Source organism: Clostridium zhoujianii (genome assembly GCF_051590805.1).
In the GTDB taxonomy this organism is placed as follows: domain Bacteria; phylum Bacillota; class Clostridia; order Clostridiales; family Clostridiaceae; genus Clostridium.
This window is the reverse complement of the sequence record NZ_JBPUTF010000001.1, coordinates 1,248,620-1,273,019: the sequence shown is the minus strand read 5'-3', so window position 1 is coordinate 1,273,019 and position 24,400 is coordinate 1,248,620. Positions and strand designations below refer to the sequence as shown.

The window sequence follows — 24,400 nt, the reverse complement described above, 5'->3', positions numbered from 1 at the left end:
GATTTGTTTATAACATTTGATAAAATTTGATTTTTTTCTTAATAACATTACATTATATGTATTTTGCTGATTTTAGTTAATTATTAGTAAGGCATTATTGGAAAATATATATTAAGCTAATAAGCAATAGTTTTTTGTTTTTATAAAAAAGAAAGCCTTATGTTTTCACACAAGGCTTTTTTTTAATATTCTTATCCATATCTCACTTCCAAGTTATAATATATACATAATAGATTATTTTAAATTTCTGATTTACTTAAATCCATTGAATAAACCCTTTGATAAATTTACTATATTATCATTGCTATAATAAACATATTCGTTTTCCAGTAAATAATCCCTTAGATTATTACTCTCTAAAATTAATTCCATAATCCACCCCATTTATAACTATACTTCTTCCTAGCTATAATAATTAACAATTTTACCCTTCTATTCTCTTTACTTCTAATCTACATAATTATATTACAAAAGTAAATAATTAATTTTCTTGTCAGTACCTAATTTCATATTCTTTATCTTAACTTCATTTTTAAGCATTTCTTCTTCACCAATTAATATTACATTTTCTACACCTATTTTATTAGCATAGCTCATCTTTTTCTTTAATACGCCCTCTTCAAAGTATATTGCTACTCCATAATCTTTTGATAGTAGATATTGTAACACCTCTCCACAGTAACTTATTGTATCCCCTATTGGTAATACTAAATAATCCAGCTTTTTTTTCATTTCATATTTTTCAACAAAACCAATTTCCTTTAATACAAAGAATAATCTAGTTATTCCTATTGAAATCCCAACTCCAGGTAATACATTTTCTGTATAATTTTCTGATAAGCTATCATATCTCCCCCCTGAACAAATAGATCCATAACTTTCATTTCCTAATAATATTGTTTCAAAAACAGTTCCTGTGTAATAATCTAATCCTCTTATAATCTTTAAGTTTATTTCATACTCCTCATTACCTACGCCTAAAATCTCTAGTATTAATTTAACTTGTCTTAATTCCTCTATACCATTAATAAAATACTCATTTTTAATCTTAAGCCTTATAAGTTCTTCTAATATCTCATCATTTGTTCCTTTAATATTTAAAACTTTATTTAAGTATTCGCTTTTTTCTATACCCACAAGGTTATTAAGTTCCTTAATAAATACTAGCTCTCCTATTTTTTCGTATTTATCAATTAATATCATTACATCTGCTGTATTCTCTATCTGCAATTCACTTAATATACCTTTTAATATTTTTCTATTACTTATTTGAAATCTATAATTATTTAACCCGATTTCCTTAAAGGCTTTAGAGGCTAAACTTATAACCCAAGCATCATTGTTTATACTTAAACTCCCTTTACCAATAACATCAACATCACATTGATAAAACTCTCTATATCTACCTTTTTGATTTCTTTCTCCTCTATACACTTTTCCTATTTGGTACCTTCTAAAAGGAAAAACTAAATCATTGTAATATTGTGCTACATATCTAGCAAAAGGTACTGTTAAGTCAAATCTTAAAGCTAAATTATTTCTACCCTTTTGAAAACTATATACTTGCTTTTCTGTTTCTCCTCCAGTTTTAGCAAGTAATACATCTGACTTCTCAATTATTGGTGTATCTATTGCTAGGCAGCCATTTCTTTCATAAACATTTATGATTTTATCTACTATATCATTTAATATCCTTTGCTCCTTAGGCAATAACTCCATAAACCCCGGTAATATACTTGGTTTAATAAAATTCTTTTTCATTTTCCTTCACTCCTATAAATAATTTTTTATATAACAAAAAACCATGTAGGCATATATCCCACATGGTTCAATAAATTATGATTACACTTAATTTATCATTCCTAGAGATACAAGCCTAATATTAATAGACTTGTATCCTTTATTCAAAGATCAAGTCTCTAGTAATGATGATGTATTCTGTTTTGCTTATTGATATTAAGTGATGTCATAATATTCCTCCTGAATTGGTATTATTGCAAGTATACATTAAATTTTTATAAAATTCAATTATCATTTTTCCATAATAAATGCTATTTAAGCTTTTCTTTTAATATTATTCTATCTATACTCTTTTTAGATAAGAAGTACTTTTCTGCTAGTGTACTTCTACTTACGCCCTCCTTATACTCAGAATAAATACTAGAATTTCTTATATTAATTTCTTTTTTAGTTGTTGTGGTAGCTCCCCAAGGTTTTTTATTAATTTCTTTCTTAGGAATATATATATACTCACCCTCTACATAATTTTGAATTAATTCAATTATTTCTTCGGGTAGTATTTCCTTTGCTGCAATATAGCACATAATGCCTCCTAAATATTTTTATTTCATTTAGGTGTAAGCAAAGGCTATTAAATTATTTTTAATGCAATAGCCTTTGCTATGCATTATTAGAAGGTGTAGTCATAAATATTCCTCCTTTTCATTCCAATATACTTATTATTTTACTTAAATTCCCTTTCTAAATCAAGTAACTTATAGTTTATTGCCTTACACAATATCTTTTAAATGCTCTACATTTTCTTCTCTCTTAGGAAAATGTATTTCCATACCATTTCTCACTTTAGAATTTAGAGAATTCTTATGATCCTTAATTAAAATTTGTCCATTTTTATGCATACTTTTTATCTTGCTTCGTGAGATTCCAAGATTATCACTTAAGAGTCTATCTATTCTAATAACTACTGGATATCTACACAAAATTTCTATAACAAATTCTCTATCATTAATGTAATATGACTCTAATAAATTTTCTTTTAATTTATAGATTATATCCTCTAAAATTACTTCTGCCTTATTCTTATGATATATCCTTAAATTAAAAGCATATTCCTTAGCTAAATCTTTATCATTTGCAAGAAACTTTTCGTATTCATCCTTACTTATATCATTTGGCTTTATTCTTTCATATATTGCCATATTCCAAGTGGATTTACATTTCTCACATTGATGAATTAACCAAACATCTAAGTTACTTTTATTTGCATTAACTCTAAACTTCTCACTATTTATATAGTGAGTCTTTTCATTGCACTTAGGACAATTTCTTTTTACCTTTGGAAAATTTTCAGGAACTAGTTCCCATATATATTTTTTTAAATAGCTCATTTTGCGCCTCCTAGTTATTTAACTTTTGGATTTGCAAAGGCTACCTCATTATTTGATAATGCTATAGCCTCTGCTACGCATTAATAAAATCTCTAGTCATAAATAATTCCTCCAATCATATGATGTCTATATTTTACCATCCTCAAATATTAGAGAAAACCTAATACTTATTTCATAAATAAATATAAGCCATTTAATAAATTATCTAAATTCTTTTTCTGTTTACAATTCTAAATACTAAAATAATAAGTAAAGGGTATAACAAAGGCCATCCAATAAATAATGTTCCTACACTAGTTATTATTAAAGAAATTAAACTTACAATAAATTTATATTTTTCTTTCCTAAACAAGGCTATTCCTGCAGCACATCCTGCTAAATATGTAAATGTAAATGTTGCATTTGGTATTTCTATAAGCTTGCTTAATGATATTAATTCAAAAGAATATATTCCTATAATCACCATAAAACATACTGCTAAGAATCCTAATCCTCCAATAGGTGTTTTATATTTACTAGACAGTTGCCCCATAATCTTAGGTGCAAATTTCTTTTCTGATAAAGAATATGCAACCCTTGATGCTGCGCCAATATATGAAATTGCTGTTGCTAAGCAAATAATATAACTAGTAAGTCCTATTACTGCTCCCCCTTTTACTCTAATAACATCTACTATTATTTTAACTAAAGATGCTTCGATATTACTTCCATAACTCTTTGTCCCAATGGTTACAAAGGCTATTCCAAAATATAATCCTCCAACTATAATTGCTGCAATGATAGTTGCTAGTATTGTATCTCTTTTAGGATTTACAAATTCAGATGATAGATGAGATACTGCCTCCCATCCAATAAAACACCATAACAAAATAGTTGATGCCTTACCAATACTACTAATTCCATTTGGCATAAAAGGTGTAAAATTATTCAAATCAACATTTGGTACTGCTCCTATTATTGACAAAACTAATACTCCAATTATTGTTACTATAACTATTACTTCAATTTTACCTGCTATATGCATTCCAATATAGTTAATTATTAAGGCTATTACTAAGATAATTATTGCTAATATAATATTCCAATTTTTATTTAACCCAAAGGCTGAAGATACATATCCTGATCCTGATAAAGCCACAACTGGTGCACCTATAGGTACAGACATTAGAAAAAACCATCCAACTATTGCTCCAATCCTTTCACCAAATGCCAGTGTTACAAAATGTGAAACTCCTCCTTTATCTGGATACTTCTGTGATAGAAATGCCATTGTTAGTGCCATTGGGATTACTAAAATCGCCATAGTGCCCCAAGCTATAATAGCTGCTGGTCCTGCTATTTCTGCTGAAATCCCTGGAATTATTAATATTCCAGCACCTAATACTGATGCAATATATAGTGCTACTGCCTGTGGTAATCTTATTGTTGCTTTCAAATCCTTCATTTACTACTCCCCAATATTATTATGTTATAATAATTGTAATAGTAAACTGTTATTATAAAAAGATACAGTTCTATTAAATTTAATAAGGCCAGTTGGTGAATATTTATGATTGATTTAAATCCTATCTTGACTATAGAAAATAAAAAAGCATTATACCGTCAGCTATATGAGTATATAAAAAATGAAATTATTAAAGGTAATATTTCTGCTGGTAATAAACTTCCCTCTATTAGACAGCTATCAGATAAACTTAACCTTAGTAGAGTTACTATTGAAAATGCATACCAACAGTTAATAAGTGAAGGCTATGTAATTAGTAAGTCTAGAAGTGGTTTATATGTAAATGAAATAGATAATTATAGCTATTCTTCTCCTACTCTTCCTTTCCAATCTACCTGTATTAAAACTACTCCTTCTAAAAATATTGAATATGATTTCGATCCAAATGGTGCAGACCTTGAAGCCTTTCCTTATGCTACTTGGAAAAAGATATTATCTAAATTACTTCTTAATGATAGAAATGATTTGTATAAACCAGATGAAAGTCAAGGTAATCTAACTCTCCGAAAAAAACTAGCTACTTATCTAAACTACAGCAGAAATGTCCAATGTGATGAAGGGCAGAAAATAATTGGCGCTACAGTCCAACAATTAATAAATATTGTTTCTATTCTGATATCAAAAAATGATATGAAAAAAACTGCCATTGAAGATCCTGGTTGCATGGAGATGAAATCTATCTTTAAAAACTTAGGCTATGAAGTATCTAGAATTCCTTTAGATAATGATGGTGTTAATATTGATAATTTATATAAAAGTAATGCCACAGTCCTTTATACTACTCCATCTAAGCAATTTCCTTCAGGAATGGTTACTTCAATTTCTAAACGACTTAAAATTCTTAAATGGGCTAATGAAAATGATGCTTTAATTTTAGAAGGTGATTATGATGGAGAGTATCGTTATATAGGTAACCCAATACCATCATTGCAGGGTTTATCACTAAAAGATAATGTTATCTATATAAGTAATTTTTCAAAATACTTATTTCCTTCTGTTTGCATAAGCTATATGGTGTTACCTAAAAAACTATTACCTTTATATCATATACATTGTAACTTATACGAACAATCCGTCTCTAGACTTAATCAAGAAGTTCTTTTTGAGTTTATGGACAAGGGCTATTTCGAAAGACATATTCATAAGATGAGAAAATTATATAGTAAAAAACATAGTCTATTAATAAATTTATTAAATAAAGAATTTAATGAGATTGTTAAGGTTATTGGTAAAAATGCTGGTCTTCATATATTAATAGAAGTTAAGAATGGTATGACAGAAGAGGAACTTGTTCAAGCAGCACTAAATTATAATATTAAGGTGCACCCTTATTCTTACTATTTATTAAACTCAAAACTTTATGAATATCCACGAATATTACTTGGCTTTGGATTTTTAAGTCTAGATGATATTACTGAGGCAGTGAAAATATTAAGAATAGCTTGGGCTATCTAATCAAATTAGAATCAATAACTTTTAGTTATGTAATTATAATTTATATGAATTAGACATAGCCTATAATATAGTGATACACTATCATTACTTCAAAATATAACTGATTTTATTACTAAATGGTGTAAATTTTATTTATATAAATCTTAATAGAACATCGGGAGGTATTAATTGTGAGTAATCCATTTAATCAATCAGTAAAAGACTTAATCAAAACTAGACATTCAGTTAGAAATTATAATGATCTTCCTTTGTCTGAAGAGACAATAGAGAAAATAAAAAATTTCGTAGATAGCATAGAGAACCCTTTTAATAAAAAAATTAAAATACAGTTAGTGAAAAATGATGAAACTACTAAAGATATAAAACTTGGGACTTATGGTGTTATTAAAGGTGCAAATTACTTTTTAGTGTCTGCTTGTGAAAATGATGATTTATCTTTAACGGCACTTGGTTATTCATTAGAAAAAGTAATCTTGTATTGTACATCTTTAGGCTTAGGCACAGTATGGCTTGGTGGAACTTTTAATAAAGGTGAGTTTGCTAAGGCTATTAACCTAAAAGAAAATGAAATATTACCTATAGTTTCACCTGTTGGCTATGAAGGTGGTAAAAAATCAATTATGGCAACTTTAATGGGCAATCACAACAATAAACGTAAACCATTTTCTGAGTTATTCTTTAATGGGAACTTTGAAACTCCACTTGATTCAAATGATTCTGGAGAGTATTTAGAGTCACTTGAAATGTTAAGACTAGCTCCTTCAGCAATTAATAAACAACCTTGGAGAGTATTAAAAGAAGATAATAAATTACATTTTTATATAGCTAGTACTAAGGGCTTAAGTAGAATTGATATTGGAATAGCGCTTTGTCATTTTCATTTGACAGCTATTGAAAATAATCTAAATGGTGAATTTAAAGAACTTAATTCTCAAAAAGATAATAAAAATTTTACTTATATTATTTCTTGGATGAAGTAATTATAATAGAAGGCAATGATACTTATTAATATCATTGCCTTCCTTTTAGAATCTAAAGATCTCTACTTTTTTAACTTAATAGTTATCTTTGAATTTTCATCTAATTTTAAATCAGTAGTAGTGGGCACTGCTATAGTATATCTTTTATTTTTCTCTATAGCATTAAGTGTGATAGTCACTAACTTATTGCCTTCATCTTGTAATATTGCACCAGAATCTCCTTCCCTTTTAACTATATCATTCATATTTTCATCAAGTATTACTAAATTTGATAGCAAGTTATAATCATATGCACCACTAATCTTCAATGTAATTTTTGTATTATAATTAGTAGATTCAATATTTTTAATAGTAACCTTATCAGAACTATTTACACTAATTTCTTTTCCACTTAACTCGTCTATAGTTTGAAATGATCTATTTCTATCAATGTTTACATAGTACAATACTTTATCTAATCCATATCCATTATCCAATTCTGATTTAGTTGGTTTTCTAGAAATAACTTCTTCTTTCCTATTTGATCTCTCTTCATTTTCCACGGTTGTTTTTAATACATAATAATCAAATCCTTCAATTTCTTTTTTGATACTTTCATTTCCCTCTGATTTAATTATTTGAATATAATCTACACTGGATAAATCATCTAGTATCTTAATCTCATAATTATATTCTCCAGCATTATTTGATGTTCCTCTCTTAAAATTATAAGATAAAATATTACCATAGTTATCTTTTATCACAAAATTATTTTTCTCTAAATCATTAAATGTATTATATTTGCCTGAAATATAAAGGATATTTGCTAATGGGCTTATAACTAATTTATCAACATGTATTGATTTACCACCTAAACTCATAAAATCATCAGATGAATAAACCTTTAAAGACTTTTCTTTCGTAGTATTTATCTTTAGCTCCCATGGACCTGTTGCAATATTCCTTCCTTCTCTTATTATTTTGTTTATATTAAGATTAAGATTAACAGCATCTTCAAAATCTATTTTTGAAACATCTGCTTCAATTATTACAGCACCCTTATTTTCATTTATTATATTAACTGTCGGTGAATAAGAAGATGGTGATTCTCCATTTATTTTCATATCCATTTCTAAGTTTAAAAAATCTCCTGCAGCTTTGCTTAAATCATAACCTTCTAGTTTATCTGATTCAATATAAAGAGTTACTACCAAAATATTGTCATCGATAGCTAAATTGTCTAAAGTAACCTTCACTCCATCTTTTTCAACATTAATATTTTTACTATCTAGGAGATTTTCGTACTTATTAGTAGGTTCACCTAAATTATTACTAGTTATATATTCAAATATGCTACTTACTATAGGAATAGCTGACACTAATTTTGGATTTATCATAGCTACTAATGACATAGATACTATAAATATACTAGCTACCATTGCTACTCTCTTTGCTATCTTTATTTTATTATCATTCTTCTTTTTCCTTTTTCCAGCCTTAAGCCCATTTAATATTGCATTATCTAATGATTCAGGTATTTTGATTATGTCTTTATACTTATCACTCATATTAAATCACCTCTTCTTTCATATATTCTCTTAAAAATGAAAGTCCCTTATTTAAATGGGTTTTAACTGTTCCTATTGGTATATCTAGGACCTTTGATATATCCTGAATAGTTAAATCATCGAAATATTTTAATATTATTACTTTTTTATGTTTTTCATCCATCTTATCTATTACCTCTAACAAATATAATCGTTCATCTTCTTGGTTTTTTGTTGAACCCATTATACTTAACAATTCTTCTTGTTCGATATAAACTACCTTACTTTTTCTTTTATAAAAATCTGTTGATATATTAATTGCAATCCTAATAATCCATGTATTAAATAATTTTGCTTCCCTTAATTTATGAATTGATGTATATGCCTTACATACAGTCTCCTGAACAATATCTAATGACATTTCTTCATCTTTAACATAAGCATATGCCGTTCTATATAACTGTTCTTTACATTCATTTATAAGTTTCATAAATGCATTGTCATCACCATTTATGGCCTCTCTCACATCTTCCTCACTAAACATATATGTTACTCCTTTACATCTTCATTCACTCTTCCATTTAGGTACCTATATATATTAGACATACAATTTACCCAAAAGGTTTTTTCTTTAATAACCTCTTATTGAAATATATTTATTACTCAATATTTATAAGTAATATATAGAAAGTCCTTGCCTTAAACAACAAGAACTTTCTACATTTACGATAGATTAAATTAGTTACTTAGCTTCTCTATCTCAAAACTAATGTAAAGCTCATCCCATCCCTCTCCAGTTCTGCAAAAACATCTCCATCCATCTTTTTCATTATATATTTACAGATGTAAAGACCGAGACCATTTCCCTCTTTTTCATTTGCATTACTTCCCCTATAGAAGCTATCAAAAATGTGATTAAATTCATTTTCACTTATTATAGCTCCACTATTAAATATTTTTATAAGCTGACAGTAATCCTCTTCATAAAAGGATACTTTTATTTCCTTGCCATCACCATATTTAAAGGCATTCTCTATTATATTTCCTATTACCTCAAATGCCCTATCTAAGTCTCCTTTGATTAATTTATTACTATAATCCTCAACCATGAAATTTGTCATTTTCAAAGCAGATTTTTCTTTATAAGTTACTATTACTTTATCTATTAAATCCTTTAAATAAAATTCACTATTCTTAACATCAATTTCAAGGATATCTTCACTTGAAGTCTTTATAATCTCCTTTACGAATTTTTCTATTTCTAATGATTTTTCTTGTATTTGTTTTCCAGCTAGTATCTTCTTCTCATTACTGTCATAAATTTCTTCTTCTATTGCCTTTGCATAAAGCTTTATTGTATTTAATGGCGTCTTTATATCATGTGAAATAGAAAGAAGTAGCAACTTCTTTTCCTTTTCAAGTTTAAGTTCTTTTATTTTATGATGATCTAAGTTTTCCCTTAGCATATTAATTCCCCAAAGGAATTTACCAAAATATCTGTTTTTATTTTCTTTAATATCTTCCTTAAAATTACCTTTTGATAACTCGTATGGAATTTTACTTAAAATATTAAAAGGCTTAATAATTGAATTTCTAACATAGAATAAAACTGATACAACTATAGTTGAAAATATTAAAAACATAAATTCTACTCTAAATAAAATACTAGTATCAAAATTATTACGTACATAGTTAAATCTTAAATAACCTAATAATTCTTCTCCTTCATACCAAGGTTTAATTTCATACTCTAATCCATTTGTGCTTTTATAAAACTCACTAATTTCACCTTTACTTATCTCCTCTAAATTTTCTAAAAAAGATACTGATTTTATAAATTCATAAGAATCTAAATCAGGCTCAGCAAAGGAAAAATCCTCTGCTAAGCCTTGATATATTTTATTTATTTCAACCTTATATTCACTACTTGATTTTTTATTTATTCCCTTAAATAACGCAAGTGTTCCTAGTGTAATTACTAAATAGGCCAGAATAACAACTGAGATTACTTTATCAAATTTCTTCATATTTATAACCTACTCCCCATAGCGTAATTATTCTTTTGGGATTCTTGGAATCCTCTTCAATCTTATCCCTAAGCATCTTTATATGGACAGTAAGTGTTTGGTTTTCACTAAAACTATCTGCACCCCAAACTTTATTAAATAGATAATCCTTACTTAAGGTTTTACCAGGACTCTCTACAAGTAGAAGCAGTAATTCAAACTCCTTTGAGGTCATGTTCAATAAGCTTCCATGAATATATACTTCATTTGCTCCTTTATTAATTGAAATAGCACCAGAATTTATAATTTTACGCTCTGCTTTTAGTTCATAGTTCCTTTTTATTAAGGCTGAAACCTTTGCACTTAAAATATCAATATCTACTGGCTTTTCAATATAATCATCTGCACCAAGAGTAAAACCATTAAGCTTATCTTCTTTATTAACCTTTGCACTCATTATAATAATTGGTATATTATGATTTTTTCTAATATTAGAGCATACTGTAAAACCATCAATACCAGGAAGCATTATATCTAAAAGTACAACCTTAGCAACATCCCTTTCAAGAAATTCTAATGCTTTTTCTCCAGTTTCAACATTTATAATGCTAAAGCCATCTTTTTTTAAAAAAGTACAAATCAAATCTGCAAGTTCTAAATTATCCTCTACCAGAAGTAAGTCTACCATATTACCATCCCATCTCCATTAGCCAATTATTAACCTTTCTTTCTCTCCCTTTAAAAGTATTTTCATTAAAAAATCTTCCTAACTCAATTTCACCTTTTATTGAACCATCTTCTATATACATTACTTTGTCACATTTAGCCGCAACCTTCATATCATGAGTTACAAGCATAACTGTTGTACCCTCTTGATTAATTCTATTAAGTTCCTTCATAACTTCCCTAGAATTTTGTTGATTTAAAGCACCTGTAGGCTCATCAGCAAAAATCATCTTTGGTGAATTAATTAAACTTCTGCAAATACAAGCTCTTTGAAGTTGCCCACCAGAAACCTCATTTGTATTATTTTCTGCAATTTCACTTATTCCAAGCTTATTCATTATCTCTCTCGCTCTATTATTAATTTCTTTTTTATCATTTCCTTTTTTTGACTGGTATGCTGGTATTATTATATTATCATCGATTGAAAGATTTTTTAACATATGCATTTGCTGAAATATAAATCCCATTTCATCTAATCTTAAATCGCTCATTTCATTTTTACTAAAATCACTTATTTTCTTTCCAAAATAATCTACCTCTCCTGCAGTTGAATTGTCCATTCCACTGACTACATAAAGAAGAGTTGATTTTCCTGACCCACTAGGTCCCATAATAGCAACCATTTCCCCCTCTTTAATTTCAAAGTTTACATTTCTTAAAACATTATTTTGAATTTTATTTATAATATAAGTTTTGCATAAATCTCTAACTTTTAATGAACTCATCACTAATCCCACCTTATTCCATATTATTAATTTCTTTTAAATCTATTTTCTTAACTGATCCAGCACTTAGATAAGCAATTATTGTAGTTACCATAAGTAGTATAATTGGATAAACTATATATACTTCTAATACATTTACCTTAAACACAATATTATTAACACCCATTATTGCAAAGACTTGACCTGCTGTTACAGGACCAAGGTACTTAGATAATATAACACCTAAAATAATTGCAACTACAAGAACTATGCTTATTCTAATACTTTGCCATAATCTAATTGCACTATTTCTAAAGCCAATACTTTTAAGCATTGCTACTTCACCTTTTTCTTTATTAATAAAAGTTTTCATCATTAAAATTGTTATTAAAGCATTAATAAATATTACTATTAGTACAATCAAATTCTTCATAATATCAAGTTGATCTAAGGTGCTTCCTATATATCTTGAAACATATTCATGTGAATTTTTAAATGTATAGCTTGGATACTTATCCTTTAACTTATCAATTAGTTCTTGTGACTCTATACTACTATCAAAATTAGCTTGAAAAGGAAATACACTTGCTATATCTTTAAAATCCACTTCAGCTTTAGGACTTAATCTTACTGAATCACCCATGTTAGTCATACTTTCAAAGAATCCAGTTACAATTAATTCTTTATCACCCTCAGCCATTTTCACATTAATTGTTTCCCCAATAGTAACCTTCAGCTTTTTAGCTACAGCTTCAGTTAATGCAACTTCATTTTTTAATTCAGGCATCTTACCTTCTAGAACATTGTGATTATTACTTACACTTCCTAGAGATTGAAATGCCATAGATGAAAGAATATTATCTTTGTCCTCAGCATAAAATTTAAGCCTATATAATACTTCTCCATGGATTTCCACATTTATTCCACTATCTCTAAAAGATTCCCTAAGACTATCCATATCTTTTATATATTCTTCTTTATTAATTCCACTTATATATTTATCCATTTCATCAGTCTCAATTAATACATCACTATAATCCAATCCAAATGCCTTTATTATATTTCCATCCTTTAAAGTATTTATAGTGTTTAACGGAACAATAATTAAAATAGTTCCAATGCAGAAGGTTAAAATTAAAACTACAAACCTTTTAAAATTACATAAAATATCGTTAATAGCCATAAATATAGGTACCTTAATATTTTTATAGTTCTTAAGTTTTAATCTTGATTTTCCTTTGAAATTCTCACCTGTACTTCCATTTCTAATTGCATCTATTGCTGAAAATTTATTTAACTTTCTTGTGCATGTATAGCAGAATAAAAGAACTAATAAAACTATCAATAGGGAAGATCCTATATTAATAAGGATATTTCCAGTAGAAGGTTTCATCAAAATATTTCCTGAAGATAGTTTTAATAATGAATCACCAAATGGAAAACTTATTACTAAGCCAATTAACACACCTAAAACTGCTATTGCTAGATATTTTATTAAATATACTTTTTTAATAGCAAACTCTTTAAGACCAATAGCTTTCATAACTCCAATCTCCTTAAAATCATCTTGTAGCGTAAAAATTATTGTGAATCTTAAAATTAGAAATGCTATTAATATAAGACAAATGCTTACTATAATTAAAAGAGCAGATGGCAACATATCCAGAATAAAACTAGTTTTAATAAAAGACTTGTCAAGATTTATTATTGTATTAGCATCTATTCCTCTAAATTCTTTATCTAATTCAACTGTATCATCTGACATTATATAATAATTATTAATTCTACTTGCTTCCTTAAAGGTTTTAAAAACCTCATTATCGTCATCACTAATAAGAAGTTTTTTCATCTCATTCATGCTTGAACCAAAAATAGGATCTTTGGTGAAGGTCTTTATAGTAAACTCTTTTTCAATATCTCCTAAAGTAACAATGACCTTATCTCCAACTTCTAAATTATTTTTACTTTTATCAGCCTGTGAAAAAGCAATCTCCCCTGATTTCAAAGTAACTTCTTCTCCATTATCACCAAGTAATTTACCGTACTTCTTTGGTTGTGATTGGAGTATACTTTCTCCAAAGGGTTCAAACTCTCGAATTTTATCACCTTCCTTTATTTTAATACTATCTTTAGAAAGTATTGTTCCCCTATCAATTTCATAAGAATTTAGATATTGGGAATTATTAATCCAATTATCGAAGTCTTTATTTTCTCCCCTATCATAAGCTGCAATCATATAGTCTGGTGTCTTAGCCTTGTCCATGAAATAATCTACAGACTGTGATATTGCAATTAAGTTATTTATACTACTTGCTAAAAAAGTTGTTGCTAGTATTATGAATATTAACAAAATTATATTCATTGATTTTTTTCTTTTTAAATCTTTTTTCAATATTCTAAAAAACATAAATCTTACCCCTCTCATAAATTATTCTCTACCTTTAAACTTATTATAAAATACCAATTATTAAATAATCCTTAAATTGTAAAAAAATAATACACTTACATTTTAACTGCAAGTGTATTGTAATTTATTATACTAAGCAAAGATAACTCTATCTGAAAGTTCTTCTTTAAAAGTAATTTTATTAAATTCTTCTACAAGATTCTCTTTAGTTAAATTTTTCTTTTCTAATTCTCCTATATCAAGAATTGCTTCTCCTCTATGCATCATAACTAACCTATTTCCAAATTTTATAGCGTGAGTTAAATTATGAGTTATCATAATTGCTGTAATGTTCTTTTCTTTAACTATGGTATTTGTAAGATTTATAATAGTTTCGGATGTTTTTGGATCTAGGGCTGCTGTATGCTCATCTAAAAGTAAAATCTTTGGAGTGTTGAATGTTGCCATTAGTAGAGAAAGAGCTTGCCTTTGTCCACCAGATAGCATTCCTACCTTTGTATTAAGCTTATCTTCAAGTCCTAAATTTAATATAGAAAGCTGAATTTTGTATTCTTCTATTTTCTTTTTATTAACTCCTAGAGAAAGTCCAAATCTACTCCCCTTATTATCTGCCAAGGATAAATTTTCTAAAATAGTCATAGATGGTGATGTTCCCTTAGTTGGATCTTGAAATACTCTACTAATAAATTTAGATCTTTTATGATCCTTTATATTAGTTATATCTTTTCCTTCTAAAATTATTTTACCTGAATCTAACTTCATATCTCCGGATATTATATTTAAAAGAGTAGATTTTCCTGCTCCATTACTTCCAACAATAGTTATAAAATCTCCTTTATTTATCTCTAAACTAAAGTTATTAAATATACTAGTTTCATTTACCGTTTTCTTATTAAAACCTTTATTAATCGATTCAATCTTAAGCATTAAGTTTTCCCTCCTTATTTAAAGAAAATTTTAGTTTGTTTATCCAATCATTATTATTCATAACTATTGCAACAACAACTATTAATGATGTTATTAACTTTAAATCTGTTGGTGGGAATCCTAAATTTATTGCAAATCCTACACTCAACTTGTAGAAAAATGCACCTATTATAACAATAGTAGTACCTTTTAATAATCTACTTTTCTTAAAAACAGATTGTCCAAGTATTATTGAAGCTAATGCTATAACTATAAATCCGTTCCCCATAGATATATCTGAAAATCCTTGGTGTTGTGCCATTATAGCTCCACTTAAGGCTACAAGTCCATTCGATATCATAAGTCCAGCTATTTTCATTGTTCCTTTATTTACTCCAAGAGATGTAACTAATGTTTCATTATCTCCTGTAGCTCTTAAAATAAAACCAAATTTAGTTTTAAATAAAAGATCCATTAATATTTTAATTGATAAAACTATTAATCCTAGGATAACTGCCTTAGATAAATTACTAGAAAATATACTTTCCTTATTGAACATAGGAAGGTTTGCCTTTCCCATTACTCTTAAGTTTATAGAGTATAATCCTATCATAACTAAAATACCTGATAAAAGATTAGTTATTTTAAATTTCACATGTAATATTCCTGTAACTAAACCAGCAATAGCTCCACCAGCAAAGGCTAGTCCTAGTGATATAAAAGGATTAGTCCCCTTCACTATAAGGGCTGCAGTAATTGCAGCACCTAAGCTAAATGTTCCATCTACAGATAGATCTGGAAAATCTAATATTGTGTATGTTATGTATACTCCTAGAGCTCCTATTGCAAAAATAAGGCCCTGTTCTAAGGTTCCCATAAAGAAGGTCATACTATTCCCCTCCTTTTATAAGCTTAGCTCTACTCATTATTTCATCGTCAATGTTTATAGAAAGACTTTTTAAGGTATCTTCATTTATAACAAGTTCTGTATCTTCTAAGGATTTTATGGATAATTCTGATATATCCTTACCCTTTAAGACTTCAATTGCCATAAGACCTGCTTCAAAGCCTAATTTTTTGTAGTTAATTCCTTCTGTAATTAAAGCTCCACCTTTAACGTGAGCCTCTTCTGCTCCCATTATTGGTACTTTCTTTTCTATTGCTTTATTAGTTATAATTGCCATTGATGATGCTACTAAATTATCTGCTGGAGTGTATAATACATCAATATCTCCTAAAATGGAGTCCAAAGTTTGACTTATATCACTAACACTACTTACTCCTTTTGCAATAACTTCTATGTTGTTTTTCTTAGCTAATTCTTTTAATTCATTAACCTGGATTTCTGAATTAACTTCACTAGTATTAAATATGACTCCTATTGTCTTAACATCTTTAACTAGCTCTTTAATAAGTTTTAATTGCTTTTCTAAAGGTACTGCATCACTTGTTCCTGCAACATTTGTTCCAGACTTGTCCTTTGATTTTACAAGACCAGCTTGTACAGCATCTGTTACTGCAGTTGTTATTATTGGAATATTATTTGTTGTATTAAAAGCTGCCTGAGCTGCAGGAGTTCCAATTGCAAATATTAAATCCTTGTTACTTGATGTAAAACTTTGAGCTATCATCTGTGATGTTGAGATATCCCCTTCTGAATTTTGTATTTCTAAATTCAGATTTTCTCCTTCTTTAAAGCCATTTGAATTTAAAGCTTCTATAAATCCTTCTCTTGCTAAATCTAAAGCTGGGTGAGATGCTATTTGAGATATTCCTATATTCACCTTACTTTCTTGTGCTATAGAATTTCCTTCCCCATTTGAACATGCTGAAAATAAAGACATGCCTACTAAAATTGAGCTTAATAAAGCTATTTTTTTTACTACCATACTACCATCCTCCTAATATTGTTTTTCATTTGTAAATAGTATAATACAACAGAGTTTGGTAGTATTGACTTATTGTAGACAAATATAGATATAATTTTAAATATAAAAATTCCCCTCCACAAAGCTATATGGAGAGGAGATAAAATCCTAAATTAACTAACTATTAAAGCTATTCCACTACTTGTCCTACCATGCTGCTACTTAATCTTCTGTATTTTAAATAAATAATTATATTTACTTATGTTTTAATACTTTTCTTCTAAAATGCTAAGTGATTTACTAATCTTTATCCTACAATTACTTACTACACTTATAATTCACTTCAACATTTCTACTACTAAACTACTGTCCTACTAATTACTACTAGGATAATCAAAATTATCTTTCCTACAAATTTCTTCTTACTGGTTAAAAATCATTATACATAGGTTTTCAACTCTTGTCAAATATACAGCAAGTTCTATCTTCTTCTCTATTTCAATATTTCTTTTTTTCCTTTAATAAAAGATCTCTTTTCACATTTAGGACATTTTACATAATGCTCTTGGCAGAAATGTATTGTTAAGAATAGATTCTTTATATTAACAGTAAACTTTTCTCCACACTTTGGGCAAGTATAAATACATCCATAGGATACTGCACAAAAATATAATGTAACCCCAATTAATAAAAATAAGATATAAACAAAGATTCCCATATTCATTACCTCTCTTTCATTCGATGAATTAATTATATTATCTTGGTTATTTCTACACAATGCTTTAGGTATGAGATACAGTTTTCTATACATAAAATACAGTTTGATTCTGCTATCTATTATATTTTTCAACAAAAAATAGCTAGTAAGCTTCATATATCCTTTACTAGCTATTTTCTAACATTATCTCTTTTTAGTAATAACCTTTTTCGCATAATAAATCATAACAATAATTTACTTCTTCGTCAGTAAATAATTCTGCATATTTGGGTTTTACTATAGTCGCTTCCATTGTTAATTTAATGTGTCCTTCTTCTGCCAATTTATTAAAAGAATCTGATGTTCTACCTTTTCTTATAATTTCCTGTGCAGTTCTAACTATTCCAAACCTATCTATTGTTTCTAGAAGTCTTGTCATTTTACAATCACATTCTTTTTCAGCTATTTCACAATTTTTAATAACTTCTAGCTGTAATTTCTTCTCTAACGTTCCCATACATTTCACTCCACTATTAATTATTTTAGTCCTATATCGTAAGGATTATCTATAAGTTTAACATATTTTTTTCCTTCATCAAAAGATTTTTTTAAACTCTATTCTTAAGTTTATTTGACGATAGTCCAAGTAGAATTATTGATATTCCAAGTAATAATGCTATTGTTCCAGTGACTTCATTTAATCCTCCACCATACAAAACATTACTATTAGCTGTATTTATCCAAGTAGTAGGAACAAATTCTGAAATGCTTTTTAAAAAGCTTGGCATTACTTCCCTTGGCCAGAAACATCCACCAAGCATTGCAAAAGGTAGAATAACAAGTGTACTTATTGTTCCTGAAAGTCTTGTATCCTTGGAGTGTGTAGTAATAAATACTCCAAGTGAAATTGTAAATATACCAAATATCAAAAATAGTAAATAAATACTTAAAGGACTCTCTCCTAAATTAAAATTAAATATAAATTTAAACATTAAGAAGTATAAAGTTATCTGGGTAAATGTAATTACTAAAAATGCCATTAAACTTTGCATTATATATTTAAATCTACTTAAAGGTGTAGTAAATAATCTAGTGAATACATTCTTCTCCTTATCCTTTAATATAATATTTGTTATTGAAGTTGCAGAGAACAGCATGTTTAGGACTATGAATGCCATTGCTTGTGATGTCTTTGATTTATTCCCTTCACCTTTATCTACACTTTCGTAAGATACACTATAAGAACCTTCTAAATAATAGTTTAATGCTCTATAAAATTCCTTTTCATTTCCATTAGTATTTTTAGCAAAGTATTTTAATGTGTTAATATAACTATCTAAAGATGATTTGATTGCCATGGAAGTATTACCTTCTTTTGCTTCAAATCCTTTTAGTTGAGGAGCTTTACCTGCAATTAAATCTGCTGTAAAGCCGTTTGGAATAACTATTGCATAATCAATTTCATTATTAATTAAATTATCTTGTATTGTATCCTCACTATTATAATTCACTTCAGCTTTTGAGCTTATATCATTAATGATACTTTCTGTAACCTTAGTACTATCTTTATCTATAAGAGTAACCTTTAATGGTGGTGTGCCATTTGATCCTGAAAAAGCAATTATCATAAATATAAGAGGTAGTACTACTAAGAATAGTATATTTAATTTTGCTCTTAATAACCTTTTTAACGTTGTTTTAAATATTGTCATATCTTTTCCCTTCTCCCTATTTCCATAGCACCTACAAATAATATTGCAGAAATAATCCAAATTCCCAATATACTTAGATATACTTCTGTATTAGCACCACCATAAATATCTTTAAATATAGCATTTGTAGCTAAGTAATTTGGAGTCATCTTAGCTATTCCTCCAATAATTCCACTAAAGTTTACCTTAACAAAGCCACCACTTAGAAAAGTTAAAATAGGAACCAATACATTTAATAGTGCTAATCCTATTAAACCTTTCTTAGTTACCATACATGCAAGCATACCAAGTAATGTTGATAGAACTGAAAGTGATAAGGAAACTAGTAGAATAAGTGGTATACTATTTCCAAAGTTAACACCAAATACAAAGTTTGAAACTAATAAGAGTACTATTACCTGAAGCATTATTGTAAGAACTACACCAATTCCTTCTCCAATAAATATTGATCCAGGCTTTACTGGAGCAGATTTTATTTTATTTCCTACTGTACCATAGTAGGATTTATCTATAGCAAAATTGCCATATATTGAACCATACATAATTATCATCACTAACATTGTTATTGCATAATAATCTATTGATGAAGGCTTTTTACCTGAAACTGTAATAGTCTCTTCACTTAAGTTATTGTGCTTTATAAATGAAAAATCTTTTGCATTAATTTTTGCTAATGCTTCATAGGTATTGGCTGATGAACTATAAGTATCTACAACACTTTTAACTATCGATACTCCTAATTCATTATAATCTGAACCAACAACCTGTAGCTTTCCTTCTAAACTTTCATCATATAGGACTAATGCATCGTATTTTCTACTTTCTATAAGGGATTTCCCCTCTTCAATATTATCTATTTTATTAGGTTCTATAATTTCTTTTAGCTCTTCTCTATTAATAAAATCTTCGAAGGTTTTAGAGCCTTCACCTGTTCCATTATTTACATATAAAACATTTACTTTATCTATATTTCTAGCAGTAAAGTCTTCATTACTTTTTAAAGCATTTCCAAGTATTAATATTAAAAATATAGGTACAAGCATCATAGATATAAGACTCTGCTTATCCCTCCAAGATTGAATTAATCTATATTTCGCGATTATTAGGAAGTTCATACTATTACCCCCTAATCTCTAAGACTTTTGCCAGTTAGCTTAAGAAATACTTCTTCTAAGGATGCTCTTCTTCCATCTTCATGGCTTACTAAATCCTTTAATTCCTCAATACTACCTCTAGCAATAATCTTTCCTTTATCTACTATACAAACATCTGTACAAATAGCCTCTACTTCTTCCATGTAATGAGAAGTATATATTATTGTTGATCCTTGTTCATTTAATTTTTTTATAGTTTCAAGTATATTATTTCTTGACTGAGGGTCTATTCCAACTGTTGGCTCATCTAAAATTATTAATTTAGGCTTATGCACTATAGCACAAGCTATATTTAATCTTCTTTTCATCCCTCCAGAAAATTTACCTGGAAAGTCTTTTTTTCTATCCCATAATCCAACGAACTCTAAAGTTTCTTTCACTGCATCTTTAAGTTTTTGACCTCTTAAGCCATATAATTCACCAAAGAAAGTTACATTTTCTTCAGCAGTTAAATCACCTATAAGAGCTAAATCCTGTGGAACTACTCCCATATTCATTTTTATAAAAATAGGATCCTCTTTAATATCTTTCCCGAATAGTTTGACATTCCCGTCATATTTAGAATATAAACCACTTAATATGCTTATAGTTGTTGTTTTACCAGCACCATTAGGTCCTAAAAATCCAAATATTTCGCCTTCCTTAACATCTAACTCTTCAATATCAACTGCTTTAAAATCCTTGTAACTTTTTGTTAACTTATTTATTTCAACTAGCATTAATTGCTCCTCCTTAATGATCTATTCAATTATTCCTTATAATATTATTATTGCTATTTGTACCAATTACCACAAAGTTTATTTTCACCTAAATTTCTATAATCCACCCTATTTAAACATTTACATACCTTTTTATATTCATTTAGCTTTTATTTACTATTTATTAATATTAATTATTAGGTATTATATTAAACCATATTTTATAATATCAAATTATAAAACTTAAATTTAATGCAAATGAAAAAAGCACTACTTCTCATTATCCACTACATCTGCAGAGCTTTTAAGTTAATTATTTCATCTATTGCTGGTTAAAATAACACAAGTACTAAATCCCTTAATCGAAACAAAAGCCTTTAATTTCATTAAATAGTTATTAAAGAAAGAAAAATCAAATTCAATGAATTAAAAGAACTTACTAAAGATCAAATCTGTATTATTTCGAAATTAGAAAGTTTATATCAAACTAAGGAAAAGACATTTTACTTGCATTTTTTTAAATACTTGTAAATAATTATAAAGAAACCAATGATATTAATAAATATCATTGGTTTCTTTATAATTTCTATTTTTATTCTACATAAGTACATATCCAATCAACAAAGTCCCTACATATATTACGTTACCTATTACAAAACTCTTTACTGCTAGTACAAATGTATCTTTCTTAGATTGTAATTTGAAAAATACCTTAATATTATTATTTACAGGTATAAATCCTATTAGTGCAAATAATGATACTAAAGGAAGTAATCTTGTTGCAACTCCAATAACTATTGAAATAAATCCAACATAATATGTAAATTTAAAAACCTGTAGAGCTTTTTCTTTGCCTATGTATATAGGTAAAGTATATCTTTTATTTTCTAAATCATCTTCCATGTCGCAAATATTATTAGCCAACATTATATTGAATATTCCTGTTATAACTGGCAGACTTATGATAAAAACAGATACAAAGAATTTTATATTTACTAATAATTCAACTACTTCCTTAGACATTTCTAAATTAATTATACCTTGATCATATACATGAATATAAACAACTAAAAATGTAAGTAAGAAGCCTTGTGTCATCCCTGAAAAAATTTCTCCAAATGGAGTTCTTGAAATAGGAATTGGTCCAAATGAATATAAAATTCCAATTGAAAAACATATAATTCCTATTATAAATACTGTTATATCTGTTTTTAAAAATAATATTAACCCTAAGGCTATGGATATAAGTAGCATTGTGACAATTGTATATCTAACTATGTTAAGGTTTAGGTTATCCCTACCTATTGCATTATGTACCTCATATCCAAAGCCACCTTTTTTAATAGCCTTAGTATAGTCAATATAATTATTAATAGCAGTAGTTGTCATATCAAAAAATAACATACCAAGAAATAATAATATTCCTTCCATCACATTAAAGTTATTAAACTTATATAAGGCAAAGACTGTACCTAACATATAAGGTATAACACTTGCAACTGTGGTTTGAATCTCCACTAACTTTAAAAAGCTACTAATTCCCATTTATTTCTCCTACTTCAACTTTTTTCTCTTTCCCTTTCTTTATATATGGATTTCTATAGAAAGAGTATGCAAGTTGAAGACACATTAAGCACCAAATAACTGGTTCTGAAATAATTACTCCAAAATACTTAAGACCTGGTATAAAGACTATAACAAATACTATCTTACCTATAAATTCAATTACACTGGAAACAAGAGGTAATAACTTTTCTCCTATTCCTTGTAATGCATTTCTTAAGTTTAATAAAATCCCTAACACTGCAAAAAATGGTGAGTTGAATAATAAATATTTTACACCATTATCAATTACTGTCGGTTCACTTGAGCCAGATAATACTTTCATAATCATCGGCGCAAAGAAGAATAAAAGAACAGTGGCTATAATTCCCCATACAATTGATATAATATTTGAATAACGTACTGCTTCCCTTATTCTCCTTACTTGATCTGCTCCTTTATTTTGTGAAACAAAGGTTGCAAGACTCATTGATATTGAAGAAATAGGTAGCGTTGCAAAACTATTAATCTTACGGGCTGCTGTATGTCCTGCAATAATAAGATATCCTAAATTATTAATTGCAGTTTGTAGTATAACTGTTCCTGCAGATACTATCATAAGCATAATTCCCATAGATAAGCCTTGTCCTAATAATTCTTTGTATAATTCCTTATCAAATTTGAAATGTTCCTTCTTTGGAATAAGGATTGGACACTTTTTATAGATATATATTATACATAGTATACCTGAAACTCCTTGTGATATTACTGTTGCAACTGCTGCTCCTTTAATTCCCATACCAAATTCCGTAATAAATACTATATCTAGAATAATATTTATTACTGATGATACTATTAGGAACAATAAGGGCATCATACTATTTCCAACTGCTCTTAATATTCCTGCACAAAGATTATATAAAAACATAACTCCAACAAACATTGTTACTGTAGAAATGTAAGAATATGATTCCTCTATAATATTACTTGGTGTATTTAATAATTCTAGTAGTGGCATAAGGAATATTTTCGAAATAATCATAATTATTAATGTTATTACTACCCCTATAACTAATGATCCTGCTACTGACTTTTTGATTAAATTCTCGTCATTAGCTCCATAACTTCTTGCTGTAACAATACTAAGACCGTTTCCTGTCCCTAAAGCAAATCCTACTAGTAATTCATATACAGCTGCACTTGCACCTATGGCTGCTAATGAGGTATCTCCTAAATAATTACCTACAATCATAATATCAACTGTATTATATAACTGCTGAAATAGATTTGATATAAAAAGTGGAATTGCAAAGATAATTAGTGATCTTAGAATTTTTCCCTTTAACAAATCTACCTTAGTATTAAGCATTTCATCCCCTCCTGTCAA

The 24,400-nt window shown here is 27.9% G+C and carries 22 protein-coding genes; 2 read left to right on the top strand and 20 right to left on the bottom strand.

The genetic code is table 11. The features are described 5' to 3' along the window. Window positions 1-465: 465 nt before the first annotated feature. The 4 genes from hisS to ACSYT2_RS05995 form a co-directional block, all read right to left on the bottom strand. Window positions 466-1,761 carry a histidine--tRNA ligase gene (gene hisS, locus ACSYT2_RS06010; protein WP_438384133.1) on the bottom strand — a complete coding sequence of 432 codons (1,296 nt, stop codon included), beginning with the start codon at window positions 1,759-1,761 and terminating at the stop codon, window positions 466-468. A gap of 290 nt (window positions 1,762-2,051) precedes the next feature. Beyond that, complete coding sequence (locus tag ACSYT2_RS06005) at window positions 2,052-2,324, bottom strand: CD3324 family protein (RefSeq protein WP_438384131.1); 273 nt, start codon at window positions 2,322-2,324, stop codon at window positions 2,052-2,054. Window positions 2,325-2,510: 186 nt separating this feature from the next. Beyond that, a complete protein-coding gene (locus tag ACSYT2_RS06000) occupies window positions 2,511-3,128 on the bottom strand; it encodes a DUF1062 domain-containing protein (RefSeq protein ID WP_438384129.1) in 618 nt (205 codons plus the stop codon). Window positions 3,129-3,333: 205 nt separating this feature from the next. Then, entirely contained in the window at window positions 3,334-4,572 is a 1,239-nt protein-coding gene (locus ACSYT2_RS05995) for an APC family permease (protein WP_438384128.1), read from the bottom strand. A gap of 105 nt (window positions 4,573-4,677) precedes the next feature. On the opposite strand from ACSYT2_RS05995, the gene pdxR reads away from it, so the two are divergent. Together pdxR and ACSYT2_RS05985 are read left to right on the top strand one after the other, a co-directional pair. Then, window positions 4,678-6,087 carry a MocR-like pyridoxine biosynthesis transcription factor PdxR gene (gene pdxR, locus ACSYT2_RS05990; protein ID WP_438384126.1) on the top strand — a complete coding sequence of 470 codons (1,410 nt, stop codon included), beginning with the start codon at window positions 4,678-4,680 and terminating at the stop codon, window positions 6,085-6,087. 170 nt (window positions 6,088-6,257) lie between these two features. Then, on the top strand, window positions 6,258-7,067 hold the full coding sequence (locus tag ACSYT2_RS05985; RefSeq protein ID WP_438384125.1) for a nitroreductase family protein: 810 nt from the start codon (window positions 6,258-6,260) through the stop codon (window positions 7,065-7,067). Between the two features lie 62 nt (window positions 7,068-7,129). Here ACSYT2_RS05985 and ACSYT2_RS05980 read toward each other — a convergent pair whose 3' ends face one another. The 16 genes from ACSYT2_RS05980 to ACSYT2_RS05905 all read right to left on the bottom strand — a co-directional run bounded on the left by ACSYT2_RS05980 (window position 7,130) and on the right by ACSYT2_RS05905 (window position 24,382). Further along, the gene (locus tag ACSYT2_RS05980) at window positions 7,130-8,614 is read right to left on the bottom strand and encodes a DUF4179 domain-containing protein (protein ID WP_438384123.1); all 1,485 of its coding nucleotides are present in this window, start codon (window positions 8,612-8,614) and stop codon (window positions 7,130-7,132) included. 1 nt (window position 8,615) lies between these two features. Next, window positions 8,616-9,137 carry a sigma-70 family RNA polymerase sigma factor gene (locus ACSYT2_RS05975; protein WP_438384122.1) on the bottom strand — a complete coding sequence of 174 codons (522 nt, stop codon included), beginning with the start codon at window positions 9,135-9,137 and terminating at the stop codon, window positions 8,616-8,618. Window positions 9,138-9,348: 211 nt separating this feature from the next. Beyond that, a complete protein-coding gene (locus ACSYT2_RS05970) occupies window positions 9,349-10,620 on the bottom strand; it encodes a sensor histidine kinase (RefSeq protein ID WP_438384120.1) in 1,272 nt (423 codons plus the stop codon). Next, window positions 10,607-11,287, bottom strand: coding sequence for a response regulator transcription factor (locus ACSYT2_RS05965; protein ID WP_438384119.1), 681 nt, complete (start codon window positions 11,285-11,287; stop codon window positions 10,607-10,609). Before ACSYT2_RS05965 ends, ACSYT2_RS05970 begins: the two co-directional genes overlap by 14 nt. A 1-nt stretch (window position 11,288) precedes the next feature. Next, the gene (locus ACSYT2_RS05960; protein ID WP_438384117.1) at window positions 11,289-12,050 is read right to left on the bottom strand and encodes an ABC transporter ATP-binding protein; all 762 of its coding nucleotides are present in this window, start codon (window positions 12,048-12,050) and stop codon (window positions 11,289-11,291) included. 13 nt (window positions 12,051-12,063) lie between these two features. Next, a complete protein-coding gene (locus ACSYT2_RS05955) occupies window positions 12,064-14,436 on the bottom strand; it encodes an ABC transporter permease (RefSeq protein ID WP_430856274.1) in 2,373 nt (790 codons plus the stop codon). A 132-nt stretch (window positions 14,437-14,568) separates the two neighbouring features. Next, a complete protein-coding gene (locus tag ACSYT2_RS05950) occupies window positions 14,569-15,363 on the bottom strand; it encodes an ABC transporter ATP-binding protein (protein WP_438384114.1) in 795 nt (264 codons plus the stop codon). Next, the gene (locus tag ACSYT2_RS05945; protein ID WP_430856272.1) at window positions 15,356-16,231 is read right to left on the bottom strand and encodes an ABC transporter permease; all 876 of its coding nucleotides are present in this window, start codon (window positions 16,229-16,231) and stop codon (window positions 15,356-15,358) included. The genes ACSYT2_RS05950 and ACSYT2_RS05945 overlap by 8 nt, the downstream gene beginning before the upstream one ends. 1 nt (window position 16,232) lies before the next feature. Next, window positions 16,233-17,231, bottom strand: coding sequence for an ABC transporter substrate-binding protein (locus ACSYT2_RS05940; RefSeq protein WP_430856271.1), 999 nt, complete (start codon window positions 17,229-17,231; stop codon window positions 16,233-16,235). A 472-nt stretch (window positions 17,232-17,703) separates the two neighbouring features. Then, window positions 17,704-17,928 (bottom strand): hypothetical protein, encoded by a 225-nt coding sequence (locus tag ACSYT2_RS05935; protein WP_438384111.1) that lies wholly within the window; start codon window positions 17,926-17,928, stop codon window positions 17,704-17,706. A 193-nt stretch (window positions 17,929-18,121) separates the two neighbouring features. Next, entirely contained in the window at window positions 18,122-18,424 is a 303-nt protein-coding gene (locus ACSYT2_RS05930) for a hypothetical protein (protein ID WP_430856269.1), read from the bottom strand. 91 nt (window positions 18,425-18,515) lie between these two features. Beyond that, a complete protein-coding gene (locus ACSYT2_RS05925; protein ID WP_438384109.1) occupies window positions 18,516-19,619 on the bottom strand; it encodes an ABC transporter permease in 1,104 nt (367 codons plus the stop codon). Then, window positions 19,616-20,734, bottom strand: a complete 1,119-nt coding sequence (locus tag ACSYT2_RS05920) for an ABC transporter permease (protein ID WP_438384107.1) — start codon at window positions 20,732-20,734, stop codon at window positions 19,616-19,618. The genes ACSYT2_RS05925 and ACSYT2_RS05920 overlap by 4 nt, the downstream gene beginning before the upstream one ends. Window positions 20,735-20,745: 11 nt before the next feature. Further along, window positions 20,746-21,492 carry an ABC transporter ATP-binding protein gene (locus ACSYT2_RS05915; RefSeq protein WP_430856266.1) on the bottom strand — a complete coding sequence of 249 codons (747 nt, stop codon included), beginning with the start codon at window positions 21,490-21,492 and terminating at the stop codon, window positions 20,746-20,748. Window positions 21,493-22,068: 576 nt separating this feature from the next. Next, window positions 22,069-23,016, bottom strand: a complete 948-nt coding sequence (locus tag ACSYT2_RS05910; RefSeq protein WP_430856265.1) for a 1,4-dihydroxy-2-naphthoate polyprenyltransferase — start codon at window positions 23,014-23,016, stop codon at window positions 22,069-22,071. Beyond that, on the bottom strand, window positions 23,006-24,382 hold the full coding sequence (locus tag ACSYT2_RS05905; RefSeq protein WP_438384104.1) for an MATE family efflux transporter: 1,377 nt from the start codon (window positions 24,380-24,382) through the stop codon (window positions 23,006-23,008). Before ACSYT2_RS05905 ends, ACSYT2_RS05910 begins: the two co-directional genes overlap by 11 nt. Window positions 24,383-24,400: the final 18 nt, after the last annotated feature.